Annotated in this window: 15 protein-coding genes; 8 read left to right on the forward strand and 7 right to left on the reverse strand. The window is 70.2% G+C overall.

What is annotated here, in order from left to right; translation table 11 throughout:
• The first annotated feature begins 129 nt into the window (after positions 1-129).
• Complete coding sequence (locus tag EF387_RS19255; protein WP_128377810.1) at positions 130-1,140, forward strand: TerC/Alx family metal homeostasis membrane protein; 1,011 nt, start codon at positions 130-132, stop codon at positions 1,138-1,140.
• Between the two features lie 76 nt (positions 1,141-1,216).
• On the opposite strand, the gene EF387_RS19260 is transcribed toward EF387_RS19255, so the two are convergent.
• Both EF387_RS19260 and EF387_RS19265 read right to left on the reverse strand, forming a co-directional pair.
• Complete coding sequence (locus EF387_RS19260; protein WP_128377811.1) at positions 1,217-2,494, reverse strand: MFS transporter; 1,278 nt, start codon at positions 2,492-2,494, stop codon at positions 1,217-1,219.
• Between the two features lie 93 nt (positions 2,495-2,587).
• Positions 2,588-3,637: a S66 family peptidase gene (locus tag EF387_RS19265; RefSeq protein ID WP_128377812.1), complete on the reverse strand. Its 1,050-nt coding sequence runs from the start codon at positions 3,635-3,637 to the stop codon at positions 2,588-2,590.
• Positions 3,638-3,746: 109 nt separating this feature from the next.
• Between EF387_RS19265 and aroQ the strand changes: the two genes are divergently transcribed.
• Positions 3,747-4,220, forward strand: a complete 474-nt coding sequence (aroQ, locus tag EF387_RS19270; RefSeq protein WP_128377813.1) for a type II 3-dehydroquinate dehydratase — start codon at positions 3,747-3,749, stop codon at positions 4,218-4,220.
• Positions 4,221-4,633: 413 nt separating this feature from the next.
• Here aroQ and EF387_RS19275 read toward each other — a convergent pair whose 3' ends face one another.
• Together EF387_RS19275 and EF387_RS19280 are read right to left on the reverse strand one after the other, a co-directional pair.
• The gene (locus tag EF387_RS19275) at positions 4,634-5,290 is read right to left on the reverse strand and encodes an MBL fold metallo-hydrolase (protein WP_128377814.1); all 657 of its coding nucleotides are present in this window, start codon (positions 5,288-5,290) and stop codon (positions 4,634-4,636) included.
• A 36-nt stretch (positions 5,291-5,326) separates the two neighbouring features.
• Positions 5,327-6,016, reverse strand: a complete 690-nt coding sequence (locus EF387_RS19280; protein WP_128377815.1) for a maleylpyruvate isomerase family mycothiol-dependent enzyme — start codon at positions 6,014-6,016, stop codon at positions 5,327-5,329.
• Positions 6,017-6,260: 244 nt separating this feature from the next.
• On the opposite strand from EF387_RS19280, the gene uvrA reads away from it, so the two are divergent.
• Entirely contained in the window at positions 6,261-9,254 is a 2,994-nt protein-coding gene (uvrA, locus tag EF387_RS19285) for an excinuclease ABC subunit UvrA (protein ID WP_128377816.1), read from the forward strand.
• 214 nt (positions 9,255-9,468) lie between these two features.
• On the opposite strand, the gene EF387_RS19290 is transcribed toward uvrA, so the two are convergent.
• The 3 genes from EF387_RS19290 to EF387_RS19300 form a co-directional block, all read right to left on the reverse strand.
• Positions 9,469-10,377, reverse strand: coding sequence for a carbohydrate kinase family protein (locus EF387_RS19290; protein WP_128377817.1), 909 nt, complete (start codon positions 10,375-10,377; stop codon positions 9,469-9,471).
• Positions 10,374-11,462, reverse strand: a complete 1,089-nt coding sequence (locus EF387_RS19295; RefSeq protein WP_128377818.1) for a LacI family DNA-binding transcriptional regulator — start codon at positions 11,460-11,462, stop codon at positions 10,374-10,376. The genes EF387_RS19290 and EF387_RS19295 overlap by 4 nt, the downstream gene beginning before the upstream one ends.
• Before the next feature lie 373 nt (positions 11,463-11,835).
• Positions 11,836-12,780 (reverse strand): hypothetical protein, encoded by a 945-nt coding sequence (locus EF387_RS19300; RefSeq protein ID WP_128377819.1) that lies wholly within the window; start codon positions 12,778-12,780, stop codon positions 11,836-11,838.
• A 509-nt stretch (positions 12,781-13,289) separates the two neighbouring features.
• On the opposite strand from EF387_RS19300, the gene uvrC reads away from it, so the two are divergent.
• From uvrC to EF387_RS19325, 5 genes are all read left to right on the forward strand, one after another.
• Positions 13,290-15,326 carry an excinuclease ABC subunit UvrC gene (uvrC, locus tag EF387_RS19305; protein WP_128377820.1) on the forward strand — a complete coding sequence of 679 codons (2,037 nt, stop codon included), beginning with the start codon at positions 13,290-13,292 and terminating at the stop codon, positions 15,324-15,326.
• On the forward strand, positions 15,323-16,321 hold the full coding sequence (rapZ, locus tag EF387_RS19310) for an RNase adapter RapZ (RefSeq protein WP_128377821.1): 999 nt from the start codon (positions 15,323-15,325) through the stop codon (positions 16,319-16,321). Before uvrC ends, rapZ begins: the two co-directional genes overlap by 4 nt.
• Entirely contained in the window at positions 16,318-17,361 is a 1,044-nt protein-coding gene (locus EF387_RS19315; protein WP_128377822.1) for a gluconeogenesis factor YvcK family protein, read from the forward strand. Before rapZ ends, EF387_RS19315 begins: the two co-directional genes overlap by 4 nt.
• A complete protein-coding gene (gene whiA / locus EF387_RS19320; protein WP_128377823.1) occupies positions 17,352-18,341 on the forward strand; it encodes a DNA-binding protein WhiA in 990 nt (329 codons plus the stop codon). The genes EF387_RS19315 and whiA overlap by 10 nt, the downstream gene beginning before the upstream one ends.
• Positions 18,342-19,027: 686 nt before the next feature.
• A complete protein-coding gene (locus tag EF387_RS19325) occupies positions 19,028-21,979 on the forward strand; it encodes a M14 family metallopeptidase (protein WP_128377824.1) in 2,952 nt (983 codons plus the stop codon).
• Positions 21,980-21,999: the final 20 nt, after the last annotated feature.

Genomic DNA, 21,999 nt, shown 5'->3' on the forward strand with positions numbered 1-21,999 from the left:
GATCCGGCTGGATCCCGGGGCGTCGGCCCGAGGACACCGGGCGCATTCCGCGCCCCGGCCGTCCCGGGTGGAAGAGACCTCCGGTGGCGACGACGCTGACATTTGCCGTTACGTACTGCCGGAGGCGCAGTGGATGTTTCGATGGCCCTTTGGGCCGTGACTGTTCTGGGGCTGGCCGCGCTCATCGCGGTCGACTTCTTCATCGGCCGCAAGCCCCATGACGTGTCGATCAAGGAAGCAGGGATCTGGACCGTCGTCTGGATCGTGCTGGCCGCTCTCTTCGGGCTGGGCCTGCTCGTGTTCGCCGGCGGACAGCCCGCCGGGGAGTTCTTCGCCGGCTTCATCACCGAGAAGTCGCTGAGCGTCGACAACCTCTTCGTGTTCGTCCTCATCATGGGGAAGTTCGCGGTCCCCTCGCAGTACCAGCAGCGCGTACTGCTCGTCGGTGTGCTCATAGCGCTCGTGCTGCGCGCGATATTCATCGCGGCCGGTGCCGCGATCATCGCCAGCTTCGCGTGGGTGTTCTACATCTTCGGCGCGTTCCTGATCTGGACCGCGTGGAAGCTGATCCAGGAGGCCCGAGCCGACGAGCCGGAGGAGGAGTACGAGGAGAACAAGCTCCTCAAGGCGGCCGAGCGGCGGTTCGGCGTGGCCGACCGGTATCACGGCACCAAGCTGTGGATCGAGCAGAACGGCAAGCGCGTGATGACGCCGATGCTGGTCGTGATGCTGGCCATCGGCACCACCGACGTGCTCTTCGCGCTCGACTCCATCCCGGCGATCTTCGGTCTGACGCAGGATCCGTACATCGTCTTCACGGCCAACGCGTTCGCGCTGATGGGTCTGAGGCAGCTGTACTTCCTCATCGGCGGTCTGCTGAAGAAGCTGGTCCACCTCAGCTACGGCCTGTCGATCATCCTGGGCTTCATCGGCGTCAAGCTGGTGCTGCACGCGCTGCACGAGTCGGGTGTCCACGTCCCGGAGATCTCCATCCCGGTCTCGCTGGGCGTCATCTGCACCGTCCTGATCGTCACCACGATCACCAGCCTGATGGCCTCCAGGAAGCAGGCCGCGACCGAGCAGGGTGGACAGCCCGCGGAAGCGGAGGGGACGCAGAAGGACAGCATCGACGTGAAGTAGGCACAGCGCCGACGGTCACATGACCCGGTTGGGCCGCCCCTCGGGGCGGCCCAGCGTGTGTGCCACGCGGCGGACCTCACGTCGGCTCGGGCTCCGGCTGCGCGGCGACCACGGTCGGCACCGGCCGGGTCTCCGGCAGCAGGGCGAAGCACGCCAGGCTCAGCAGCCCGATCGCCGTCAGATACGCGGCCACGCCCCACGGCACCCCGGGCCCCTCGGCCACCGCGGTCGCCACGATCGGCGTGAGCGCCCCGCCCAGCACCCCGCCCAGGTTGTAGCCCACCGCGGCGCCCGTACAGCGCACCCGGGGCTCGTACAGCTCGGGCAGATACGCGGCGATCACCGCGAACATCGTGATGAACGCGATCATCGCGACCACGAAACCCAGGAACATCAGCAACGGCTCACCGGTCGACAGCAGTCCGATCATCGGGAACATCCACAGCGTGGTGGCGGCGGAGCCCACGAGACACAGTGGGCGCCGACCGTAGCGGTCGCCGAGGACCGCCATCAGCGGCGTCAGAGCGCCCTTCACGACCACGGCCGCCATGATGCAGGCCAGCATGACCGTGCGGCTCAACCCGAGCCGTTCCACGCCGTACGCCAGGGACCAGGTCGTCACCGCGTAGAACACGGCGTAACCGATGGCGAGTCCGCCGGCGGTCAGCAGAACGAGCCGCCAGTGGCCGCGCACCACTGCGGCGAGCGGCACCCGCACGGGCCGCTCGATCCCCAGGAAGTCGGGGCTCTCCGCGAGCGAACTGCGCAGCCACAGCCCCGCCGCCGCGAGCACCCCCGCGGCCCAGAACGGCACCCGCCACCCCCAGGACGCGAACTGGGCCTCCGAGAGCGTCGCCGACAGGCCCAGCATCACGCCGTTGGCGAGCAGGAATCCCACCGCCGGGCCGATCTGCGGGAAGCTCGACCACAGCCCGCGCCGATCGGCGGGCGCGTGCTCCGTGGTCAGCAACACGGCCCCGCCCCACTCACCGCCGAGTCCGAGACCCTGCAGAAAGCGCAGCACCAGCAGGAGTACGGGAGCGGTCACACCGATCGCGTCGTACGTCGGAACGCAGCCGACGGCGACGGTCGCCGCGCCGGTCAGCAACAGGGAGACGACCAGGACCGGCCGCCGTCCGTGCCGGTCCCCGATGTGCCCGAACAGCACGGAACCGAGCGGCCGGGCCACGAAGCCCACCCCGAACGTCGCGAAGGCCGCGAGGGTGCCCGCGACCGGGGAGAACGTGGGGAAGAACAGCGGTCCCAGGACCAGGGCGGCCGCGGTCCCGTAGATGAAGAAGTCGTAGAACTCGATGGCCGTCCCGGCGAGCGAGGCCGTCGCCAGCCGGAACATGGAGGGTCTTCTCACGGACCGTGCATCGCGCATGCCGCGACAACTACCCACCGTGATCGACGGTTACGGGGGCGTGCGGGGGCGCGTACGAGATCAGTAGGTGACGGTCACGCGCCGGGCCGCGCCGTCCACGCGGACCAGTCCTCCATAGGGGATGACGAGTTGGGGGTCCGTGTGACCGAAGTCCACGTCGAAGACGACCATCGTCTCCGGGGCGTACCTGTCCACGGCCCGCAGCACGGCCTCCCGCTGGTCCCGCGCGTAACGCAGCCTCGCCTCGGTGTCGTTGGGCCTGTCGAAGGACCATCGCTTGGGGCGGCCCCACAGCAGGGCCGGGAAAGCGCCGAGCAGTCCCCGTTCACCCATGCTGCGCAGGATCCGGAACACTTCGTCGGCGCCGGGCATGTCCTCGGAAGTCTCCAGGAACAGCACTCCGCCCGCGGATTCGTCGACGATCTCCCGGTCGGCCATCAGCAGCCAGGACAGAATCTCGATGTTGCCGCCCCAGGAGCGGCCCTCCACCACCCGCTCGGGGCCGTGCCACGTCCAGCCGGTGCCCTCCTCCGTGGGCGGCTCCGAGGCAAAGCTCTCCGGGTCCTCCCAGGGCAGGTCCACATCCCGGAACCGCTCCGCGGGCCGCAGTTCGTACGGTCCCGACGAGAACAGCGCGGCCCGCAGGGAGTCGGCGGTGAGCGGGGCCATGGCTCCCGGGCGGCCCAGTTCGCACATGACGGTCGCGCCGTGGTAACCGACGATCCCGCTGGTGCGCAGGTACGCCAGCAGGTTGGTGTTGTCGCTCATACCGAAGAACGGCTTCGGGTTGGCCCGCAGCAACTCCCGGTCGAGGAACGGCAGCACCGTGATCTGGTCGTCTCCGCCGATGCTCGCGATCACCGCCTTCACGGTCGGATCGGCGAAGGCCGCGTGGATGTCGTCGGCACGCGCCCGTGGGCTCGCGCCCATCACCCGGGTCGCCGGATACTCGACCGGTTCGAGCCCGAACTCCTTCCGCAGCCGCTCGAGTCCCAGTTCGTACGGGAGCGGAAAGAGCCCCGGCAGCCCGGCGGACGGGGAGATCACCGCGATACGGTCCCCGGGCGCGGGCTTGGGCGGGTACACCGGTACGGGTAACGCGCTTGTCATGAGCGGAGCCTACGGCCCGCTCACGTGTCGTCGCACCGTGATAAACCGGAGCTACGAACACAGCCTTCGAGCCTGTGCACATGGCTCGGGCCACAGGACCGGAGGAACAGTGCCCCGCACTCTCGCCAACGCCCCCATCATGATCCTCAACGGGCCCAACCTGAACCTGCTCGGCCAGCGCCAGCCCGAGATCTACGGCTCCGACACGCTCGCCGACGTGGAGGCGCTGTGCGCGAAGGCTGCGGCGGCACACGGCGGCACGGTGGACTTCCGCCAGTCCAACCACGAGGGGGAACTGGTCGACTGGATCCACGAGGCACGGCTGAACCACGTCGGCATCGTGATCAACCCCGGCGCCTACTCCCACACTTCCGTCGCGATTCTGGATGCCCTCAACACCTGTGACGGGCTGCCGGTGCTGGAGGTCCACATCTCCAACATCCACAAGCGGGAGGAGTTCCGCCACCACTCCTACGTCTCCCTGCGCGCCGACGGGGTCATCGCCGGATGCGGGGTGCAGGGGTACGTGTTCGGCGTCGAGCGGGTGGCGGCGCTGGCGGGGGTGGCGTCGGCGGACGCTTGACGGGCGGTGGGTGTCGCTCGGCCTGCGGGTGATGGTGGGCCCTGTGGACGGTGGCGACCACCGGGTGGCGGCGGCACCGCACGCAAGGCCGGCCGCCACCGCGGCGGGGCCGCCGGCCGAGGGCGGGGATCGGAGAGGCCGACGGCCCACCGCGCAGGAGCCGTCATCCTGTGCGGTACTGAACCAAGTTGAGCGCGCAACCGTCTGCGCGGGGAGCGCGTGCGGGGCGCCAACGTGTGCGCTCGTTTCACACGGGGCGCGCGACCGCGCGGGGACTTCCGCGCCCGCACGCCGATCGCCGGGGCGGGTGAGGACCGCGGGAGCACTGACCGGTGCGTGGGGCCGGGGTGCCGGGCCCGGGACCGGGAGCCTGGGCCTGGCCCTTCGGCGGGTCGAGGTAGGGCGTTGTGCGGCTACCAGCCCCGCGCGCGCCACTCCGGAAGCTGCGGTCGTTCCGCGCCCAGCGTGGTGTCGTTGCCGTGGCCGGGGTAGACCCAGGTCTCGTCGGGCAGCACGGCGAAGATCTTGGTCTCCACGTCGTGCAGCAGACTGGCGAAGGCGTCCGGGTCCTTGCGGGTGTTGCCGACGCCCCCCGGGAACAGACAGTCCCCGGTGAACACGTGCGGGTGTCCATGCGGGTCGTCGTAGACCAGGGCGATCGAACCCGGAGTGTGGCCCACCAGGTGGCGGGCGGTGAGCTCCACGCGTCCCACCCGGATCACATCGCCGTCCGAGACGAGGACATCGGTCGCTACGGGGATGCCCTCGGCGTCGTCGCGGCCCGCGTAGGTGCGCGCGCCCGTGGCCGCCACCACCTCTTCGAGCGCCTGCCAGTGGTCGCCGTGCCGGTGCGTGGTGACGACGGACGCGATGCCGTCGTCACCAATCAGCCGCAGCAGCGTCTCGGGCTCGTTGGCCGCGTCGATCAGCAGTTGCTCGTCGGTGGCCCGGCAGCGCAGCAGATAGGCGTTGTTGTTCATGGGGCCGACCGCGACCTTCGAGATCATCAGGTCCTTCAGCTCATGCACATCCGCAGGGCCGCCGACCGTCACCGCTCCGCTGTACGTCATACCGGTCACCCTATAGCGAGCGAAGGACCGGTCACCCTACAGCGGGGGAAGGACGGGGAGAGGGCCGCCGTGGGTGGTCAGCGCCGATCCGTCGCGCCGGCCTGCGAGCCAGCCCAGCAGGTCGGGTGCGGGCCCCGTCACCGTGATCGCGGGTTCGCCCGCCCGGCCCGTGCGCCACGCGCGCGTGCCGTCCGTCAGGCGCACCGGGGCCACCCCCGCGCCGAGGCTCCCGCTGAAGCGGTCGGCGAGGAAGGTGATCTCCCGCTCGGTGAACTCCTCGGGCAGGTCCTCCAGCTCGTAGCCGATGCCGAGGTCCGCGTGATGGATCTCGATCTCGATCCAGCGCCGGAAGGGCAGGCGCGAGGCAGTGTCGGTGACGCCGTTGCGCAGTTCCACCGTGCGGGACCAGTCGGCGTAGGCGGACGTCGTCTCCTGGAAGCGTGCCGCGCTCTCCCGCAGGTCGGCGAGGTGTGCCTCGAGCGGGCGGGACGCGTCACGTTCGATCTCGGCGTCCCGGGCGCCTTCCGAGGAGTACATGGGCCGCCCCCGGAGGACGTTCACGAGCGCGTCCGCGTTGCGGGCGAGGTGGGCGAGGACATGGCCGCGGCTCCAGCCGGGCAGCCGGGACGGCCCGGCGGCCGCCGCGTCGTCGAGTTTCGCGGCTGCGGTCAGCAGCCGCTCGGTCGCGTCACGTACAGACGCCAGGTCGCGCACATGATCGTTCATGGCGCCGACGATAGTCCCGCCACCCGATCGGGTGAAGGTGGCTCACCCCGACCCTAAATCGAAAGTGCGTGCTATAGGCTCGGTCGAGGCGTCGGGCATGCTGGGTGGTCCGGGATTGTTCTCATCCACCGGGATTGTTCTCATCCAATGGGAAACCAGACCGGCGCTGTCAGTGGGTCCCCCTAGTCTGTGAAGGACGGGGGCCTCGCCCCTGTCACATCTCCCAAGAAAGGTGCGGACCGGCGTGGCCGACCGTCTCATCGTCCGTGGCGCGCGCGAGCACAATCTCAAGAATGTCTCGCTCGACCTCCCGCGTGACTCGCTCATCGTCTTCACGGGCCTGTCCGGGTCGGGCAAGTCCTCGCTGGCGTTCGACACGATCTTCGCCGAGGGCCAGCGGCGCTACGTGGAGTCGCTCTCCTCGTACGCCCGGCAGTTCCTCGGCCAGATGGACAAGCCGGATGTCGACTTCATCGAGGGCCTCTCCCCGGCGGTCTCCATCGACCAGAAGTCGACCTCGCGCAACCCGCGCTCCACGGTCGGCACCATCACCGAGGTCTACGACTACCTGCGCCTGCTGTTCGCCCGCATCGGCAAGCCGCACTGCCCCGAGTGCGGCCGGCCCATCTCGCGCCAGTCGCCGCAGGCCATCGTCGACAAGGTTCTGGAACTGCCGGAGGGCAGCCGCTTCCAGGTGCTGTCGCCGCTGGTACGTGAACGCAAGGGCGAGTTCGTCGACCTCTTCGCCGACCTCCAGACCAAGGGCTACAGCCGCGCCCGGGTCGACGGGCAGACGATCCAGCTGACCGAGCCGCCGAAGCTGAAGAAGCAGGAGAAGCACACCATCGAGGTGGTCGTCGACCGCCTCACCGTCAAGGACAGCGCCAAGCGCCGGCTGACCGACTCCGTGGAGACCGCGCTCGGCCTCTCCGGCGGAATGGTCGTGCTCGACTTCGTCGACCTCCCCGAGGACGACCCCGAGCGCGAGCGCATGTACTCGGAGCACCTGTACTGCCCGTACGACGACCTGTCCTTCGAGGAGCTCGAACCCCGCTCCTTCTCCTTCAACTCGCCCTTCGGAGCCTGCCCCGAGTGCACCGGTATCGGTACGCGCATGGAGGTCGACCCCGAGCTGATCGTCCCCGACGAGGAGAAGTCCCTCGACGAGGGCGCCATCCACCCCTGGTCGCACGGCCACACCAAGGACTACTTCGGCCGCCTCATCGGCGCCCTCGCCGACGCACTGGGCTTCCGCACCGACATTCCCTTCGCGGGTCTGCCGCAGCGCGCGAAGAAGGCGCTGCTGTACGGCCACAAGACGCAGATCGAGGTGCGTTACCGCAACCGCTACGGCCGCGAGCGGGTTTACACGACCCCCTTCGAAGGGGCGGTGCCCTTCGTGAAGCGGCGGCACAGCGAGGCCGAGAGCGACGCGAGCCGCGAGCGCTTCGAGGGCTATATGCGGGAAGTGCCCTGCCCCACCTGTGAGGGCACGCGCCTGAAGCCGATCGTCCTGGCGGTCACCATCATGGAGAAGTCGATCGCCGAGGTCTCCGCGATGTCCATCAGTGACTGCGCGGACTTCCTGGGCGAGCTGAAGCTCGACGCACGCGACAAGAAGATCGCCGAGCGGGTGCTGAAGGAGGTCAACGAGCGGCTGCGGTTCCTGGTCGACGTCGGCCTGGACTACCTCTCCCTGAACCGCGCGGCCGGCACCCTCTCCGGCGGCGAGGCCCAGCGCATCCGCCTGGCCACCCAGATCGGCTCCGGCCTGGTCGGCGTCCTCTACGTCCTCGACGAGCCCTCCATCGGCCTGCACCAGCGCGACAACCACCGGCTGATCGAGACGCTGGTCCGCCTCCGTGACATGGGCAACACGCTGATCGTCGTCGAGCACGACGAGGACACCATCAAGGTCGCCGACTGGGTCGTCGACATCGGCCCCGGCGCCGGTGAGCACGGCGGCAAGGTCGTGCACAGCGGCCCGCTGACGAAGCTGCTGGCCAACGCGGAGTCGGTGACGGGGCAGTACCTGTCCGGCAAGAAGTCCATCGCCCTACCGGACATCCGCCGCCCCGCCGACCCCTCCCGCAGGCTCACGGTGCACGGAGCCCGCGAGAACAACCTCCAGGACATCGACGTGTCGTTCCCGCTGGGGGTGCTCACGGCCGTCACCGGTGTCTCCGGATCCGGCAAGTCCACGCTGGTCAACGACATCCTGTACACGCACCTGGCGCGCGAACTGAACGGTGCCCGCAGCGTTCCCGGCAGGCACACGCGCGTGGACGGCGACGACCTCGTCGACAAGGTCGTCCACGTCGACCAGTCGCCCATCGGACGCACCCCGCGGTCCAACCCGGCGACGTACACCGGAGTCTTCGACCACGTTCGCAAGCTGTTCGCGGAGACCACCGAGGCGAAGGTGCGCGGCTACCAGCCGGGCCGGTTCTCCTTCAACGTCAAGGGCGGTCGCTGCGAGAACTGCTCCGGTGACGGCACCATCAAGATCGAGATGAACTTCCTGCCGGACGTGTACGTCCCCTGCGAGGTCTGCCACGGGGCGCGCTACAACCGGGAGACGCTGGAGGTCCACTACAAGGGCAAGTCCATCGCCGAAGTCCTGGACATGCCGATCGAGGAGGCACTCGGGTTCTTCGAGGCGGTGCCCGCGATCTCCCGCCATCTGAAGACGCTCAACGACGTCGGCCTGGGGTACGTCCGCCTCGGTCAGCCCGCGCCGACGCTCTCCGGCGGTGAGGCGCAGCGCGTGAAGCTCGCGAGCGAACTGCAGAAGCGGTCCACGGGACGCACGGTGTACGTGCTGGACGAGCCGACCACCGGTCTGCACTTCGAGGACATCAGCAAGCTGATCTCGGTGCTGTCCGACCTGGTCGACAAGGGCAACACGGTCATCGTCATCGAGCACAACCTCGACGTCATCAAGACCGCCGACTGGGTCGTCGACATGGGGCCCGAGGGCGGCAGCGGCGGTGGCCTCGTCATCGCCGAGGGCACCCCGGAGCAGGTCGCCGCGGTACCGGCCAGCCACACCGGCAAGTTCCTGCGCGAGATCCTCGGCGCCGAACGGATCAGTGACGCGGCCTCCGTCAAGGCCCCGCGCAAGACCACCGCAAGGAAGGCCGTGCCTGCCGGCCGGGCGACCGCGAAGAAGACGGTGAACAACACGGTCGCCAAGAAGGTCCCCGCGCAGAAGACCACGCGGGCACGCAAGGCCTGAGGAGGCGCTGCGCCGCGGGCGGACAAGCCGCGCCCGCGGCGCAGCGCCTTCTTCACCGTTACGGTAGGTGCCCTGGCGATCTCAAGGCTCAAGGAGCCGACGAAAGCGCGGCCGCCCGCGCCGCTGCCGGGGCGGTGCCGTGCTTCCGCGGGCCCGCGGACGTGGCGGTGGCCGTGCCGGTGGCGCCGGCAACGGTGGCAACCACCTGAGCGTCCTAAGCCAGTTCGGAGGCGTACGGCGGCTCCGCGCCCGCCCGTGAACAGGTGATCGCCGCCGCGCGCGCGGCCAGCCGCAGCAGTTCGCCCCAGCCCGTGGCGCCCAGCCCGGTCAGGGCTTCGGCGGAGAGCGCGTCTCGGGTGGCCAGGCCGTGCAGCAGCGCCGCGTTCACTGTGTCGCCGGCGCCGATGGTGTCCACCACGTCGACCCGTTCACCGGGGACGGTGTACTCGGTCCCGTCCCGGGTGAACGCGGTCAGTCCGTCGCCGCCCCGGGTGACCACTACGGCCGCCGGTCCGGCCGCCAGCCACTCGCGCGGCGAACCGCCCAGCCACTGGGCGTCCTCCTGGGAGAGCTTGAGCAGCGAGACCGAGGGGAGCCAGCTCTTGAAACGGGCCCGGTAGGCGTCGGCGTCCGGGATCAGACCGGCCCGGATGTTGGGGTCCAGCGCCGTGAACAGACCTCGCGCGGAAGCACCGCGCATCAGTTCCTCGTACGCGGTCGCGCCCGGTTCGAGGACGAGCGAGCACGTGCCGAAGGACACCGCCCGCGCTCCGGTGGGGAGTCCGCCCACCCCGCCGTCGAAGAGCCGGTCGGCCGTGCCGTCGACGTAGAAGGAGTAGCGTGCGGAGCCGTCCGCTCCGATCGACGCGACCGCCAGCGTCGTCGGTTCCCCGCCGCGCTGTACCTGCGTGACGTCGACACCCGCCGCGCGCAGCCCGTCGAGCAGGGCATCACCGAAGGCGTCGTGGGAGACGCGGGAGCAGAAGGCAGTGGGGGAGCCGAGGCGGCCGAGGGCCACGGCGGTGTTGTAGGGGCCGCCGCCCAGGCGCGGACTCAGCGCGGCGAGCGCGCCCGCTCCCTGCGGTACCAGGTCGATCAGGGCCTCACCGGCTACGACGATCACGAGACGGTTCCTTTCCCGGAGCAGCCGCACGACGTGCGGTGGACGAAGGTGCAGGGCAGCCGGAGAGTGCGGGAGGGGCGGCCGGGGGCGGCCAGCCGGTCCAGCAGGAGCCGGACGGCCTCGGCGCCGATCTCCCGGCTGGGCTGGGAGACCGCGGTGAGCCGGGGCTCGAACAGGTCTGCCCAGGAGAAGTCGTCGAAGCAGCAGAGCGCCACGTCACCGGGAACCGACAGGTTCCGCTCACGCAGCGCGCGCAGGGCGCCGATCGTCATCGTGTTGTTGGCGGTGATCAGCGCGGTGGGCGGGGCGGTGCCGGAGAGCAGGGCACGGGTCGCGCGCTCGGCCGACTCCGCCTCGGAGTTGCCGGGCGCCACCAGGTCCTCGTCGTAGGGCAGCCCGGCGGCGGCGAGACCGCGCCGGTAGCCTGCGGTCCGCTCGGTCGTGGTGCTCAGCCCGGGCAGTCCCGCGACCAGACCGATCCGCCGGTGCCCGGCCTCCGCGAGGTGTCCCACGAGCCGCACCACCGGCTCGGTGTTCTCCGCGCCGACCTGATCGAAACGGAATCCCGTCCCGTCGTCGGCTTCGATTCGGTCGGCTGAGCCTCGGTCGGCTTCGTCCCGGCCGGCTTCGTCCGTCCCGCCTACCAACCGGTCGACGAACACCGTCGGTACCGCGTGGCGTGCCAGGTAGCCGAGCAGTTCGTCCGGCTCCGGCGAGGGAGCCACGATCATGCCGTCGACACGGCGCTCGTGGAGCAGTTGGACGACCGTGCGCTCATGCCGGGGGTCGTCGTGCGGATCGGCGATCAGCAGACTGTAGCCGTGCCGCAGGGCCCCGGCCTCCACACCCTGGAGGATCTCCGTGAAGTAGGGATTGCTGATCGCCGAGACCGCCAGGCCGATGGACCGCGTCCGGGAGGTGACCAGGGAGCGGGCGAGGGTGTTGGGCGTGTAGCCGAGCTCGTCGATCGCGTCGAGCACCGCCCGGCGGGTGTCCGGCAGCACCCGGCGGGTGTCGTTGAGGACGTGCGAGACCGTCGCGACGGACACACCCGCGCGCCGGGCCACATCGGCCATGGTGGCCATCCGAACCTGTTCCTCTCGACGCGGGAAGGCCTCGGGAAGTCCCCGCCGACCTCGGGAAGCCCTGACAACCTCAGGAGATCCCTGACGACCTCGGGAAGCCCCCCACTTCCACCGACCTCAGGAAGTCCCTGACGACCTCGGAAGCCCCCGTGGACGGCCGTCGCACGACAGGCGTCGGGAAGCCTCGGTGCAGTCGACGGGAACGTACCTCATCCGGGGCCGGACGTAAACGCTTGCGCAAGCGTTTACGTCATCACCTGGTCCCTCGGACCTCATTTCGTCACCGAGCCATGTCCCGACGCCCCGACGCCCCGACGCCCCGACGCACCGACGCCCTGGCGTCCCGACGCCCCAGCGTCCAGGCGTCCCGGCGTCACTCCCACTCCCACGCGATCCCGACCATCCCCGACCGCACCCGTGGTTCCACCAGGTGCACCGAGTGGTGCGGCCCGCTAAGCGGCAGTTCCTGGCGGCCGCTGCGCGGGGCCGCCGCCGAGTGCTGGGTGAAGCGGTGGCAGCGCAGCGGGAGGGCCTCCTCGGCGAAGCTGACCTGCAGCGCGTACTGGCCGCCCGCGAGGCCGAAACCGCGTACGTACTCGCTCGAGGGCCCGGCCGTGCCGTCCTCGAAGCAGTAGCGGAACAGAAAGGTGTCGCCCGCCCGCAGCCGGGTGCCGAAGAGCAGTTCGGCCACGACCACCCCGGTCTCCGCGTGCCAGCGCACCCGCCCGGTACGGCAGTTCTCCAGCGCGCGCACCGTCATGCCGTCGGGCGCGCAGCCCGGGTCGCCGTGGTGGACGGCCACGTACCGGTCCACACCGTCCCGCGCGGCGCGCACGATGTGATGGGAGTCCCGGGCGGCGAGCTCACGCCGCGGGCCGATGCGTACGTGCTCGTGGTGGCCGATGGTGTGCAGCCCGCCGTCCGGTGAGGCCTCCAACTCGGCGAGCAGTCGCTCCAGTACCCCGGAGGCCGCCACCAGGGAACGGTAGGAACGGGCCGGCCGCTCCGGACCGCAGCGTTCGTCGGGCCGTGCGAGCAGGCGTATCAGGGACTCGTCCGGCAGTTGGAGGATTTCCTCCAGGGCGCGTACGGCGCGCAGCGACTCGGGGCGCTGCGGACGCCGGGCGCCCTGCTGCCAGTAACTCAGGCTCGTCACGCCGACCTTGACGCCGTATCGCGTCAGATGGTGCTGGACGCGCTGCAGCGGCAGTCCACGGGCGGCGATCGCGGCGCGCAGCGCGACGTGGAAGGGGCCGCCTTCGAGAGCCGTCTCCAATTTCGGCAGGGCGGGGTCCGCGTGCTGTATGCCGTACCGCATGCAGGGGCCTTTCCGTTCTGGGTCCCAAGTCACCCCGCATTGAAGCGCTTTGATCGGTACCGGACAACATTCGGTGCCCGAGCGTGGCGATCTACCTGCCTCGCGGACCGGAAACAGGGGCATGTCCCGGGCGGGTGGCGTGATTCCGCATCCTCGTTGCCCGGTACGGCCGACCGCGGATTCCAGCAGGTCGGCGCGTCCGCGCCCCGGAGGAGCCCCCTTCCGGGAAACCGGACGCCGGGTTTCCGGAGGGCCGACCTCCGGGGTCCGCGGACATGGCCGAAACGGGGCGACGGGATCGGCGGAATGCACCGGGGGAGAGGCGCTGCCTGGTAAGGGGCGTACGGCTGGAGGAGCGCCCCTTACCGGCGCTCTCGCCCCGCCCCCGTCCCACCTCGGCCTCGCCCGCGGTTCGCCCGCACGGCGCCCCGAACCCGGCCCGTGATCCGGTGGGTATGGGCTGTCCACAGGGCCGCCGCACTGTCACTCCGCGCAAGTAGGGTGTGGACATGGCCGACCCCTCCAGCTACCGCCCCCAGCCGGGACAGATTCCCGACTCGCCCGGGGTGTACAGGTTCCGTGACGAGCACCGCCGGGTGATCTACGTCGGGAAGGCGAAGAGCCTGCGCAGCCGCCTGGCCAACTACTTCCAGGACCTCGCGGGCCTCCATCCGCGCACCCGCACCATGGTCACCACGGCCGCGTCCGTGGAGTGGACGGTGGTGTCCACGGAGGTCGAGGCGCTGCAGCTGGAGTACTCCTGGATCAAGGAGTTCGACCCCCGTTTCAACGTCAAGTACCGCGACGACAAGAGCTACCCCTACCTCGCGGTGACCATGAACGAGGAGTTCCCGCGCGTGCAGGTGATGCGCGGTCACAAGAAGAAGGGTGTCCGCTACTTCGGGCCGTACGCGCACGCGTGGGCGATCCGGGACACCGTCGACCTCCTGCTGCGCGTCTTTCCCGTGCGCACCTGCTCCGCCGGCGTCTTCAAGAACGCCGCGCGCACCGGCCGCCCCTGTCTGCTCGGCTACATCGGCAAGTGCTCGGCCCCCTGCGTCGGCCGGGTCTCCGCAGCGGAGCACCGCGAACTCACCGAGGAGTTCTGCGATTTCATGGCCGGCCGCACCGGCACGTACATCCGTCGTCTGGAGAAGCAGATGACCGAGGCGGCCGAGGAGATGGAGTACGAGCGGGCCGCCCGCCTCCGGGACGACATCGAGGCCCTGAAGCGGGCCATGGAGAAGAACGCGGTGGTGCTCGCCGACGCGACCGACGCCGATCTGATGGCGGTCGCGGAGGACGAACTGGAGGCGGCCGTACAGATCTTCCACGTCCGCGGCGGCCGGGTGCGCGGCCAGCGGGGCTGGGTCACGGACAAGGTGGAGGCCGTCACCACCGGCGACCTCGTCGAGCACGCGCTCCAGCAGCTCTACGGGGAGGAGACCGGCGACTCCGTCCCCAAGGAGGTGCTGGTCCCGGCGCTGCCCGACCCTCTGGAGCCGGTTCAGCAGTGGCTCACCCAGCGCCGCGGGTCCAACGTCTCCCTGCGCATACCGCAGCGCGGCGACAAGAAGGCCCTCATGGAGACGGTGCAGCGCAACGCCCAGCAGGCGCTCGTACTGCACAAGACCAAGCGCGCATCCGACCTGACCACCCGCTCGCGTGCCCTGGAGGAGATCGCCGACGCCCTGGAGCTGGACAGCGCGCCCCTGCGGATCGAGTGCTACGACGTCTCGCACCTCCAGGGCGACGACGTGGTGGCCTCCATGGTCGTCTTCGAGGACGGGCTGGCCAGGAAGAGCGAGTACCGGCGCTTCCAGATCAAGGGATTCCGGGGCCAGGACGACGTCCGCTCCATGCACGAGGTGATCACCCGCCGCTTCCGGCGCTACCTCGCGGAGAAGGAGCAGACCGGGGAGTGGACCGACGGCGAGAACCCGCTGACCGAGGACGACGGCCGTCCCAAGCGCTTCGCCTACCCGCCGCAGCTCGTCGTCGTGGACGGCGGACAGCCGCAGGTCGCGGCGGCCAAGAAGGCCCTGGACGAGCTGGGCATCGACGACATCGCCGTCTGCGGTCTGGCCAAGCGCCTCGAAGAGGTCTGGATGCCCGGCGAGGACGACCCGGTGGTGCTGCCCCGCACCAGCGAAGGGCTGTACCTTCTGCAGCGCGTGCGCGACGAGGCGCACCGCTTCGCGATCACCTACCAGCGCACCAAGCGGGCCAAACGGTTCCGGGCGAGCCCCCTCGACGACGTAGCGGGACTCGGTGAGACCCGAAAGCAGGCCCTGATCAAGCACTTCGGCTCGGTGAAGAGGCTGCGGTCGGCCACAATCGACCAGATCTGCGAAGTGCCCGGCGTAGGGCGCAAGACCGCGGAGACCGTCGCCGCGGCCTTCGCGCGGGCGGCCCCCACCGCACCCGCCGTGAACACAGCAACCGGAGAGATCATGGAAGACGACGAGCCCGAGACCACGGCGGGCACCCCGGAGGAGCCCGTCACCGCGGGCGCCCCGGACGAACCACGGGGGCAGGAGACATGAACGACCCAGAGGGCCACGAAGGCCGACAGCGTCCAGAGGGCCCCGAGCCCCCGAACGGCCGAGAACGACCGGAACGCCAAGAGCACGGAGCACAGGTGAGCAAGCCCATCGAATCACCCGGGGTACCCGAGGCGGCCATCCCCGAGCTGGTGATCATCTCCGGGATGTCGGGCGCCGGGCGGTCCACCGCCGCCAAATGCCTTGAGGACCTCGGCTGGTTCGTCGTCGACAACCTGCCGCCCGCGCTGATCCCCACCATGGTGGAGCTCGGCGCCCGCTCGCAGGGCAACGTCGCCCGGATCGCGGTCGTGGTCGACGTCCGCGGGCGCCGCTTCTTCGACAACCTCCGCGAGTCCCTCGCCGACCTGGACAGCCGCCATGTCACCCGGCGGATCGTCTTCCTGGAGTCCTCCGACGAAGCCCTCGTGCGGCGCTTCGAGTCCGTGCGCCGTCCGCACCCCCTCCAGGGCGACGGCCGCATCGTCGACGGCATCGCGGCCGAGCGCGAGCTGCTGCGCGAACTGCGCGGCGACGCCGACCTGGTGATCGACACCTCCAGCCTCAACGTGCACGAGCTGCGGGCCAAGATGGACGCCCAGTTCGCGGGGGAGGAGGAGCCCGAGCTTCGGGCCACCGTCATGTCCTTCGGCTTCAAGTACGGCCTTCCGGTCGACGCCGACCTCGTCGTGGACATGCGTTTCCTGCCCAACCCGCACTGGGTCCCGGAGCTGCGCCCGTACACCGGTCTCAACGAGGAGGTGGCCGCGTACGTCTTCAACCAGCCCGGCGCCAAGGAGTTCCTCGACCGGTACTCCGAACTGCTCCAGCTCGTCGCCGCGGGCTACCGCCGCGAGGGCAAGCGATATGTGACCATCGCCGTTGGCTGCACCGGCGGCAAGCACCGCTCCGTCGCCACCTCGGAGAAGCTCGCCGCGCGCCTCGCCGCCCAGGGTGTGGAGACGGTCGTCGTCCACCGGGACATGGGCCGCGAATGACCAGACGCTCCCTGCGGCTGAGCACGCTGCGGCGCGTCGCTCCCGAGGGCCGCGGCGGCCGGGTGCGCCGTCGTGGCACCCAGCCCAAGGTCGTCGCCCTCGGCGGCGGCAGGGGCCTGTCCGCCTCCCTGGCGGCCCTGCGCCGCATCACCGGTGATCTCACCGCGGTCGTCACGGTCGCCGACGACGGCGGCTCCAGCGGACGCCTGCGCGACGAGCTGGGCGTGCTGCCGCCCGGCGACCTGCGCAAGGCGCTGGCCGCGCTGTGCGGCGACGACGACTGGGGACAGACCTGGGCCCGGGTCATCCAGCACCGCTTCCAGTCCAAGGGCGACCTGCACGAACACGCGGTCGGCAATCTGCTGATCGTCGCCCTGTGGGAGCAGCTCGGCGATCACGTACAGGCGCTCGACCTGGTCGGCAAACTGCTGGGCGCCCACGGCCGGGTGCTTCCGATGTCCGCCGTACCTCTGCAACTCCAGGCACTGGTCAAAGGACACGACCCCGCCCGGCCCGACGAGATCGACACCGTGCGGGGCCAGGCCACGGTCGCGCTCACCCCGGGCGAGGTGCAGTCCGTGCACCTGGTGCCGAACAACCCGCCCGCCGTGCCCGAGGCCGTCGCCGCGGTCCTCGACGCCGACTGGGTGGTTCTCGGGCCCGGTTCCTGGTTCTCTTCCGTCATCCCCCATCTACTGGTGCCCGAGCTGCTGGACGCCCTCACGGAGACCAAGGCACGCCGCGTGCTCTCGTTGAACCTCGCCCCGCAGCCGGGCGAAACCGAAGGGTTCTCACCGCAGCGTCATTTGGAGGTTTTGGGACGACACGCCCCTAAACTCGCCCTGGACGTGGTGCTGGCCGACGAGGCCGCCGTGCCCGACCGCGAGTTGCTCACCGCAGCCGCCGAACGGTTCGGGGCCGCGGTCGAGCTGGCACCGGTGGCCCGGACCGACGGCTCCCCGACGCATGACCCGGAGCTGCTGGCCGCTGCGTACGACCGTATTTTTCGGATGCATGGAAGGATCGGCCCATGGCGATGACGGCAGCGGTGAAGGACGAGATCTCCCGTCTTCCCGTCACCCGGACCTGCTGCAGAAAGGCGGAGGTCTCGGCCATCCTGCGGTTCGCCGGCGGGCTGCACCTGGTGAGCGGACGGATTGTTATCGAGGCGGAGCTGGACACCGCGATGGCGGCGCGGCGGCTCAAACGGGACATCCTGGAGATCTTCGGTCATGCGTCCGAGTTGATCGTGATGGCCCCGGGCGGTCTGCGGCGCGGCTCGCGGTACGTCGTTCGGGTGGTGGCGGGCGGTGACCAGCTGGCCCGCCAGACGGGTCTGGTGGACGGCCGCGGCCGACCGATCCGCGGGCTCCCGCCGCAGGTGGTCTCGGGGGCCACCTGCGACGCCGAGGCCGCCTGGCGCGGAGCGTTCCTCGCCCACGGCTCGCTCACCGAGCCGGGCCGCTCGTCCTCCCTCGAGGTGACCTGCCCGGGCCCGGAGGCCGCGCTCGCGTTGGTCGGCGCGGCCCGCCGGCTGTCGATCGCCGCGAAGGCCCGCGAGGTACGGGGCGTGGACCGGGTCGTCGTACGGGACGGGGACGCGATCGGCGCCCTGCTGACCCGCCTCGGCGCGCATGAGTCGGTGCTGGCCTGGGAGGAGCGGCGGATGCGCCGGGAGGTGCGCGCCACGGCGAACCGGCTCGCCAACTTCGACGACGCCAATCTGCGCCGCTCGGCGCGGGCCGCCGTCGCGGCCGGCGCGCGGGTGCAGCGGGCGCTGGAGATCCTCGGCGAGGAGGTGCCCGAGCACCTCGCCGCGGCCGGCCGGCTGCGCATGGAGCACAAGCAGGCCTCCCTGGAGGAACTGGGCGCGCTCGCCGACCCGCCGCTGACCAAGGACGCGGTCGCCGGACGGATCCGAAGGCTGCTGGCCATGGCCGACAAGCGAGCCCAGGACCTCGGCATCCCGGGAACCGAGTCCAGCATCACCGAAGAGATGGCCGACAACCTCGTGGGCTGACGCCGCAGGGCTCGTGGGCCCGTGGGGCCGAAGGCGACTGCTCTTGTTGGCAGATGCCGCCGGGCTCTGAGGCCGATGCCGCCGGGCTCGTGGGCTGGGGCGACCGGTCTGGTTGGCTGACGGCGCCCGGGTTGTGGAGCTGACGCCGCAGGGCTCGTGGGCTGGGGCGACCGGTCTGGTTGGCTGACGGCGCCCGGGTTGTGGAGCTGACGCCGCAGGGCTCGTGGGCTGGGGCGACCGGTCTGGTTGGCTGACGGCGCCCGGGTTGTGGAGCTGACGCCGCAGGGCTCGTGGGCTGGGGCGACCGGTCTCGTTGGCTGACGCTGCCGGGTTCTGGCTGACGTCGCCGGGTTCGTTGGCTGATGAGGACCGGGCCCTGAGGCCGATGCCCCAGGCTCCTGGGCCGACGTCGTCGTTGGGAGAAACCTCTCGGGCTGACTCCACGGACATGGGCCAGAACGGCGGACAACACGGGGCTGAAAACGCCGACAACCGGCCAAAGATCACCGGGATCGGAAGTCCTGTCGGGTACAACGGGGTCCCTCACCAGGAACAAGTCGCCGTCGCCCAGCCGGCGGCGGCGACTTCCTGCCACCCCACCCCCGGAAGGCCGTGTTGACATGATCATGAGGTCCTATGAGCCTTTCGTCTGGCGTAGAAGTGCCGGACAACTACAAGGGGGGCTCATGAGACGAAGAGCGAGATCCGTTCTTGTCACGGGCGCGCTCATCCTCGGTACGGCGGCGGTCGCACCCGTCGCCCAGGCCAAGGCGGAAGGACCTACCGACCAGGGTGCCGACGCGATCAAGGTGTTCCGTGCCGAGGTCACCCAGAACCAGGTGCCACTGCTCATCGAGGCCGGCCAGGACAGTCACGAACTCTCCGAGCAGGTCCCCGAGAAGGGCAGTGCCACGGTCGAGGTCTTCCTCACCGACAAGCAGGCCGACGAACTCGAGGACAAGGGCGTCGAGCTGACCGAGCACAGGCTGTCGGCGAAGGCCGAGGCCCGTGTCAAGGCCGCCGGGGACGGGGTCTTCCGGCCGTACAGCGGAGCGGGCGGCCTGAAGGAGGAGATCGTCAGGACCGGTCAGGCCCACCCCTCGCTGACCAAGGTCGTCTCCATCGGCAAGACCACGGGCGGGCAGGACATCCTCGCGCTCAAACTGACCAAGGGCGCCAAGAAGACCAAGGACGGCGCCAAGCCGTCCGTGCTGTACGTGTCCAACCAGCACGCCCGCGAGTGGATCACGCCCGAGATGACCCGTCGGCTGATGCACCACTACCTGGACAACTACGGCAAGGACAAGAAGATCACCAAGCTGGTGGACTCCACCGAGCTGTGGTTCGTGCTCTCCGCCAACCCCGACGGCTACGACTTCACCCACGCCGACCCCGCCAACCGCCAGTGGCGCAAGAACCTGCGGGACAACAACGGCGACGGCACCATCACCACCGGCGACGGCGTCGACCTCAACCGCAACTTCTCCTACAAGTGGGGCTACGACGACGAGGGTTCGTCCCCCAACCCGACCAGCGAGACCTACCGTGGCGCGTCCCCGAGCTCCGAGCCCGAGACCCGGGCGCTCGACGCCTTCGAACGACGCATCGGGTTCGAGTACGGCATCAACTACCACTCCGCCGCCGAACTGATCCTCTACGGCGTCGGCTGGCAGGTGGCCACGCCCAGCCCGGACGACGTCCTCTACAAGTCCCTGGCCGGCACACCGGAGAACCCCGCGGTCCCCGGCTACCACCCGCAGGTCTCCTCGGAGCTGTACACCACCAACGGCGAGGCCGACGGACACGCCTCCAACGTCAATGGCATCGCGATGTTCACCCCCGAGATGTCGACCTGCCAGACGGCATCGAACGTCGACCCCAACGACGCCTGGAACGCGGCCGACTGCGAGTCGATCTTCACCTTCCCCGACGACGAGAAGCTGATCCAGCAGGAGTTCGCCAAGAACGTCCCGTTCGCGATCTCCGTCGCCGAGTCCGCGGTCCGTCCGGACCAGCCGTCCTCCTCCGTGGGCATCGCCGCACCCGACTTCACCCCGGCCCCCTTCACGACGTCGTACTCCCGCGGCGCCGACCAGGAGGTCTCCGTCGTGGCCCGCAAGTCCGTACGCGACAGGGACCTCAAGTACCGCGTCAACGGCGGCCGTATCGAGAGCGGGGCGCTGAAGGCCTGGAAGGGCGGCGAGACCTACGGCGGCGACGACAACCTCTACTTCGACGAGTACCGGGGCAAGGTCGACGACGGCGAGCCCGGTGACAAGGTCGAGGTGTGGTTCACCGGCGAGACCGAGAATGGCAAGGAGATCTCCAGCGAGCACTTCACGTACACCGTCGCCGAGCGCCCCAAGGCCGACACCCTCGTCGTGGCCGAGGAGGGCGCGAGCGCGACGCAGGCGCAGACGTACGTGGACGCGCTGAAGGCCAACGGCCGCAAGGCGATCGTCTGGGACGTCGCCACCCAGGGCGCACCGGACGCGCTGGGCGTCCTCGACCACTTCAAGACCGTCGTGCACCACACCGGCGCCAACCGCCCCGGCATCGCCGCCCAGCTCCAGCTGCGCTCGTACCTCAACGAGGGCGGCAAGCTGATCGAGGCCGGTGAACTCGCGGGCGGCTCGGTCGTCATCGGCGACACCTCGACGAACGACTTCAGCCAGTACTACCTGGGCGCCTACTCCCGTACGTCGACGGCCGGCGTCACGGGCCTCACCGGTTCCGGGAAGCTCGCGGGTGTCGCGCCGACCCTTCAGGACGCGCCGGGCAACCCGCTCAACCAGGCGGGCACCTTCAGCGTCACCTCCGACTCGCTGCCCGCCGCGAACTACCCGCAGTTCGCCAGCGCGGGCGGCGGTCAGTTCGCGGGTTCCGTCAACCCCTATGGCCCTTACGAGGGATCCTGGATGGCGGCGGCGGTGCACACCGACGACGCCTGGAAGCGCCTCAGCCGCACCATCGACCTCACGAAGGTCACCGCGGCCGACAAGCCGACCCTGCGCACACAGTTGCTGTGGGACACCGAGCCCGGCTACGACCACGCCGTGCTCGAGGCCCGCACCGCGGGGGCCGACGACTGGACCACACTGCCGGAGGCCGGCGGCGCCTCGAAGCCCACAGTGCCCACCGAGTGCGAGGCCGGGTTCCTCCTCCGGGAGCACCCCGCGCTGAAGCGCTATCTGACCATCGGACCCGACGGCTGCACCGGCACCGGAACCTCCGGTACCTGGAACAGCCTCACGGGTTCCTCCGACGGCTGGCGGCAGGTGAACTTCGACCTCAGCGCGTATGCGGGCAGGACGGTCGAGGTGTCGCTGGGCTACATCACCGACCCGGGCACCGGCGGCCGCGGCGTCCTCGCCGACAACACCTCGCTCGTCGTCGGTGGCACCGCCACCGGAACCGAGGGGTTCGAGACCTCTCTGGGCCCGTGGAGCGTCCCCGGACCGCCCGCGGGCAGCCCGGCGGTGCTGAAGGACTGGACGCGTGCCGGAGAGCTGTTCAAGACCTACGGTGCGGTCACCACGGACGACACGGTGCTGCTGGGCTTCGGCCTGGAACACGTCGCCACGGCCGCCGAACGGACGGCCCTGATCGGCAAGGCGCTTGCGGCGCTCAAGAGTTGATCTTGGAGAGTACCTCATGA

Source organism: Streptomyces cavernae (genome assembly GCF_004023625.1).
Lineage (GTDB): Bacteria > Actinomycetota > Actinomycetes > Streptomycetales > Streptomycetaceae > Streptomyces > Streptomyces cavernae.

Excerpts from the sequence above, each read along its gene's own strand:
- uvrC (WP_128377820.1), top strand. The coding sequence starts at position 13,290 with ATGGCCGACCCCTCCAGCTACCGCCCCCAGCCGGGACAGATTCCCGAC.
- EF387_RS19315 (WP_128377822.1), top strand. The coding sequence starts at position 16,318 with ATGACCAGACGCTCCCTGCGGCTGAGCACGCTGCGGCGCGTCGCTCCC.
- EF387_RS19325 (WP_128377824.1), top strand. The coding sequence starts at position 19,028 with ATGAGACGAAGAGCGAGATCCGTTCTTGTCACGGGCGCGCTCATCCTC.
- EF387_RS19300 (WP_128377819.1), bottom strand. The coding sequence starts at position 12,780 with ATGCGGTACGGCATACAGCACGCGGACCCCGCCCTGCCGAAATTGGAG.
- EF387_RS19275 (WP_128377814.1), bottom strand. The coding sequence starts at position 5,290 with ATGACGTACAGCGGAGCGGTGACGGTCGGCGGCCCTGCGGATGTGCAT.
- EF387_RS19280 (WP_128377815.1), bottom strand. The coding sequence starts at position 6,016 with ATGAACGATCATGTGCGCGACCTGGCGTCTGTACGTGACGCGACCGAG.
- whiA (WP_128377823.1), top strand. The coding sequence starts at position 17,352 with ATGGCGATGACGGCAGCGGTGAAGGACGAGATCTCCCGTCTTCCCGTC.
- EF387_RS19260 (WP_128377811.1), bottom strand. The coding sequence starts at position 2,494 with ATGTTCCGGCTGGCGACGGCCTCGCTCGCCGGGACGGCCATCGAGTTC.
- EF387_RS19295 (WP_128377818.1), bottom strand. The coding sequence starts at position 11,462 with ATGGCCACCATGGCCGATGTGGCCCGGCGCGCGGGTGTGTCCGTCGCG.
- rapZ (WP_128377821.1), top strand. The coding sequence starts at position 15,323 with ATGAACGACCCAGAGGGCCACGAAGGCCGACAGCGTCCAGAGGGCCCC.
- EF387_RS19265 (WP_128377812.1), bottom strand. The coding sequence starts at position 3,637 with ATGACAAGCGCGTTACCCGTACCGGTGTACCCGCCCAAGCCCGCGCCC.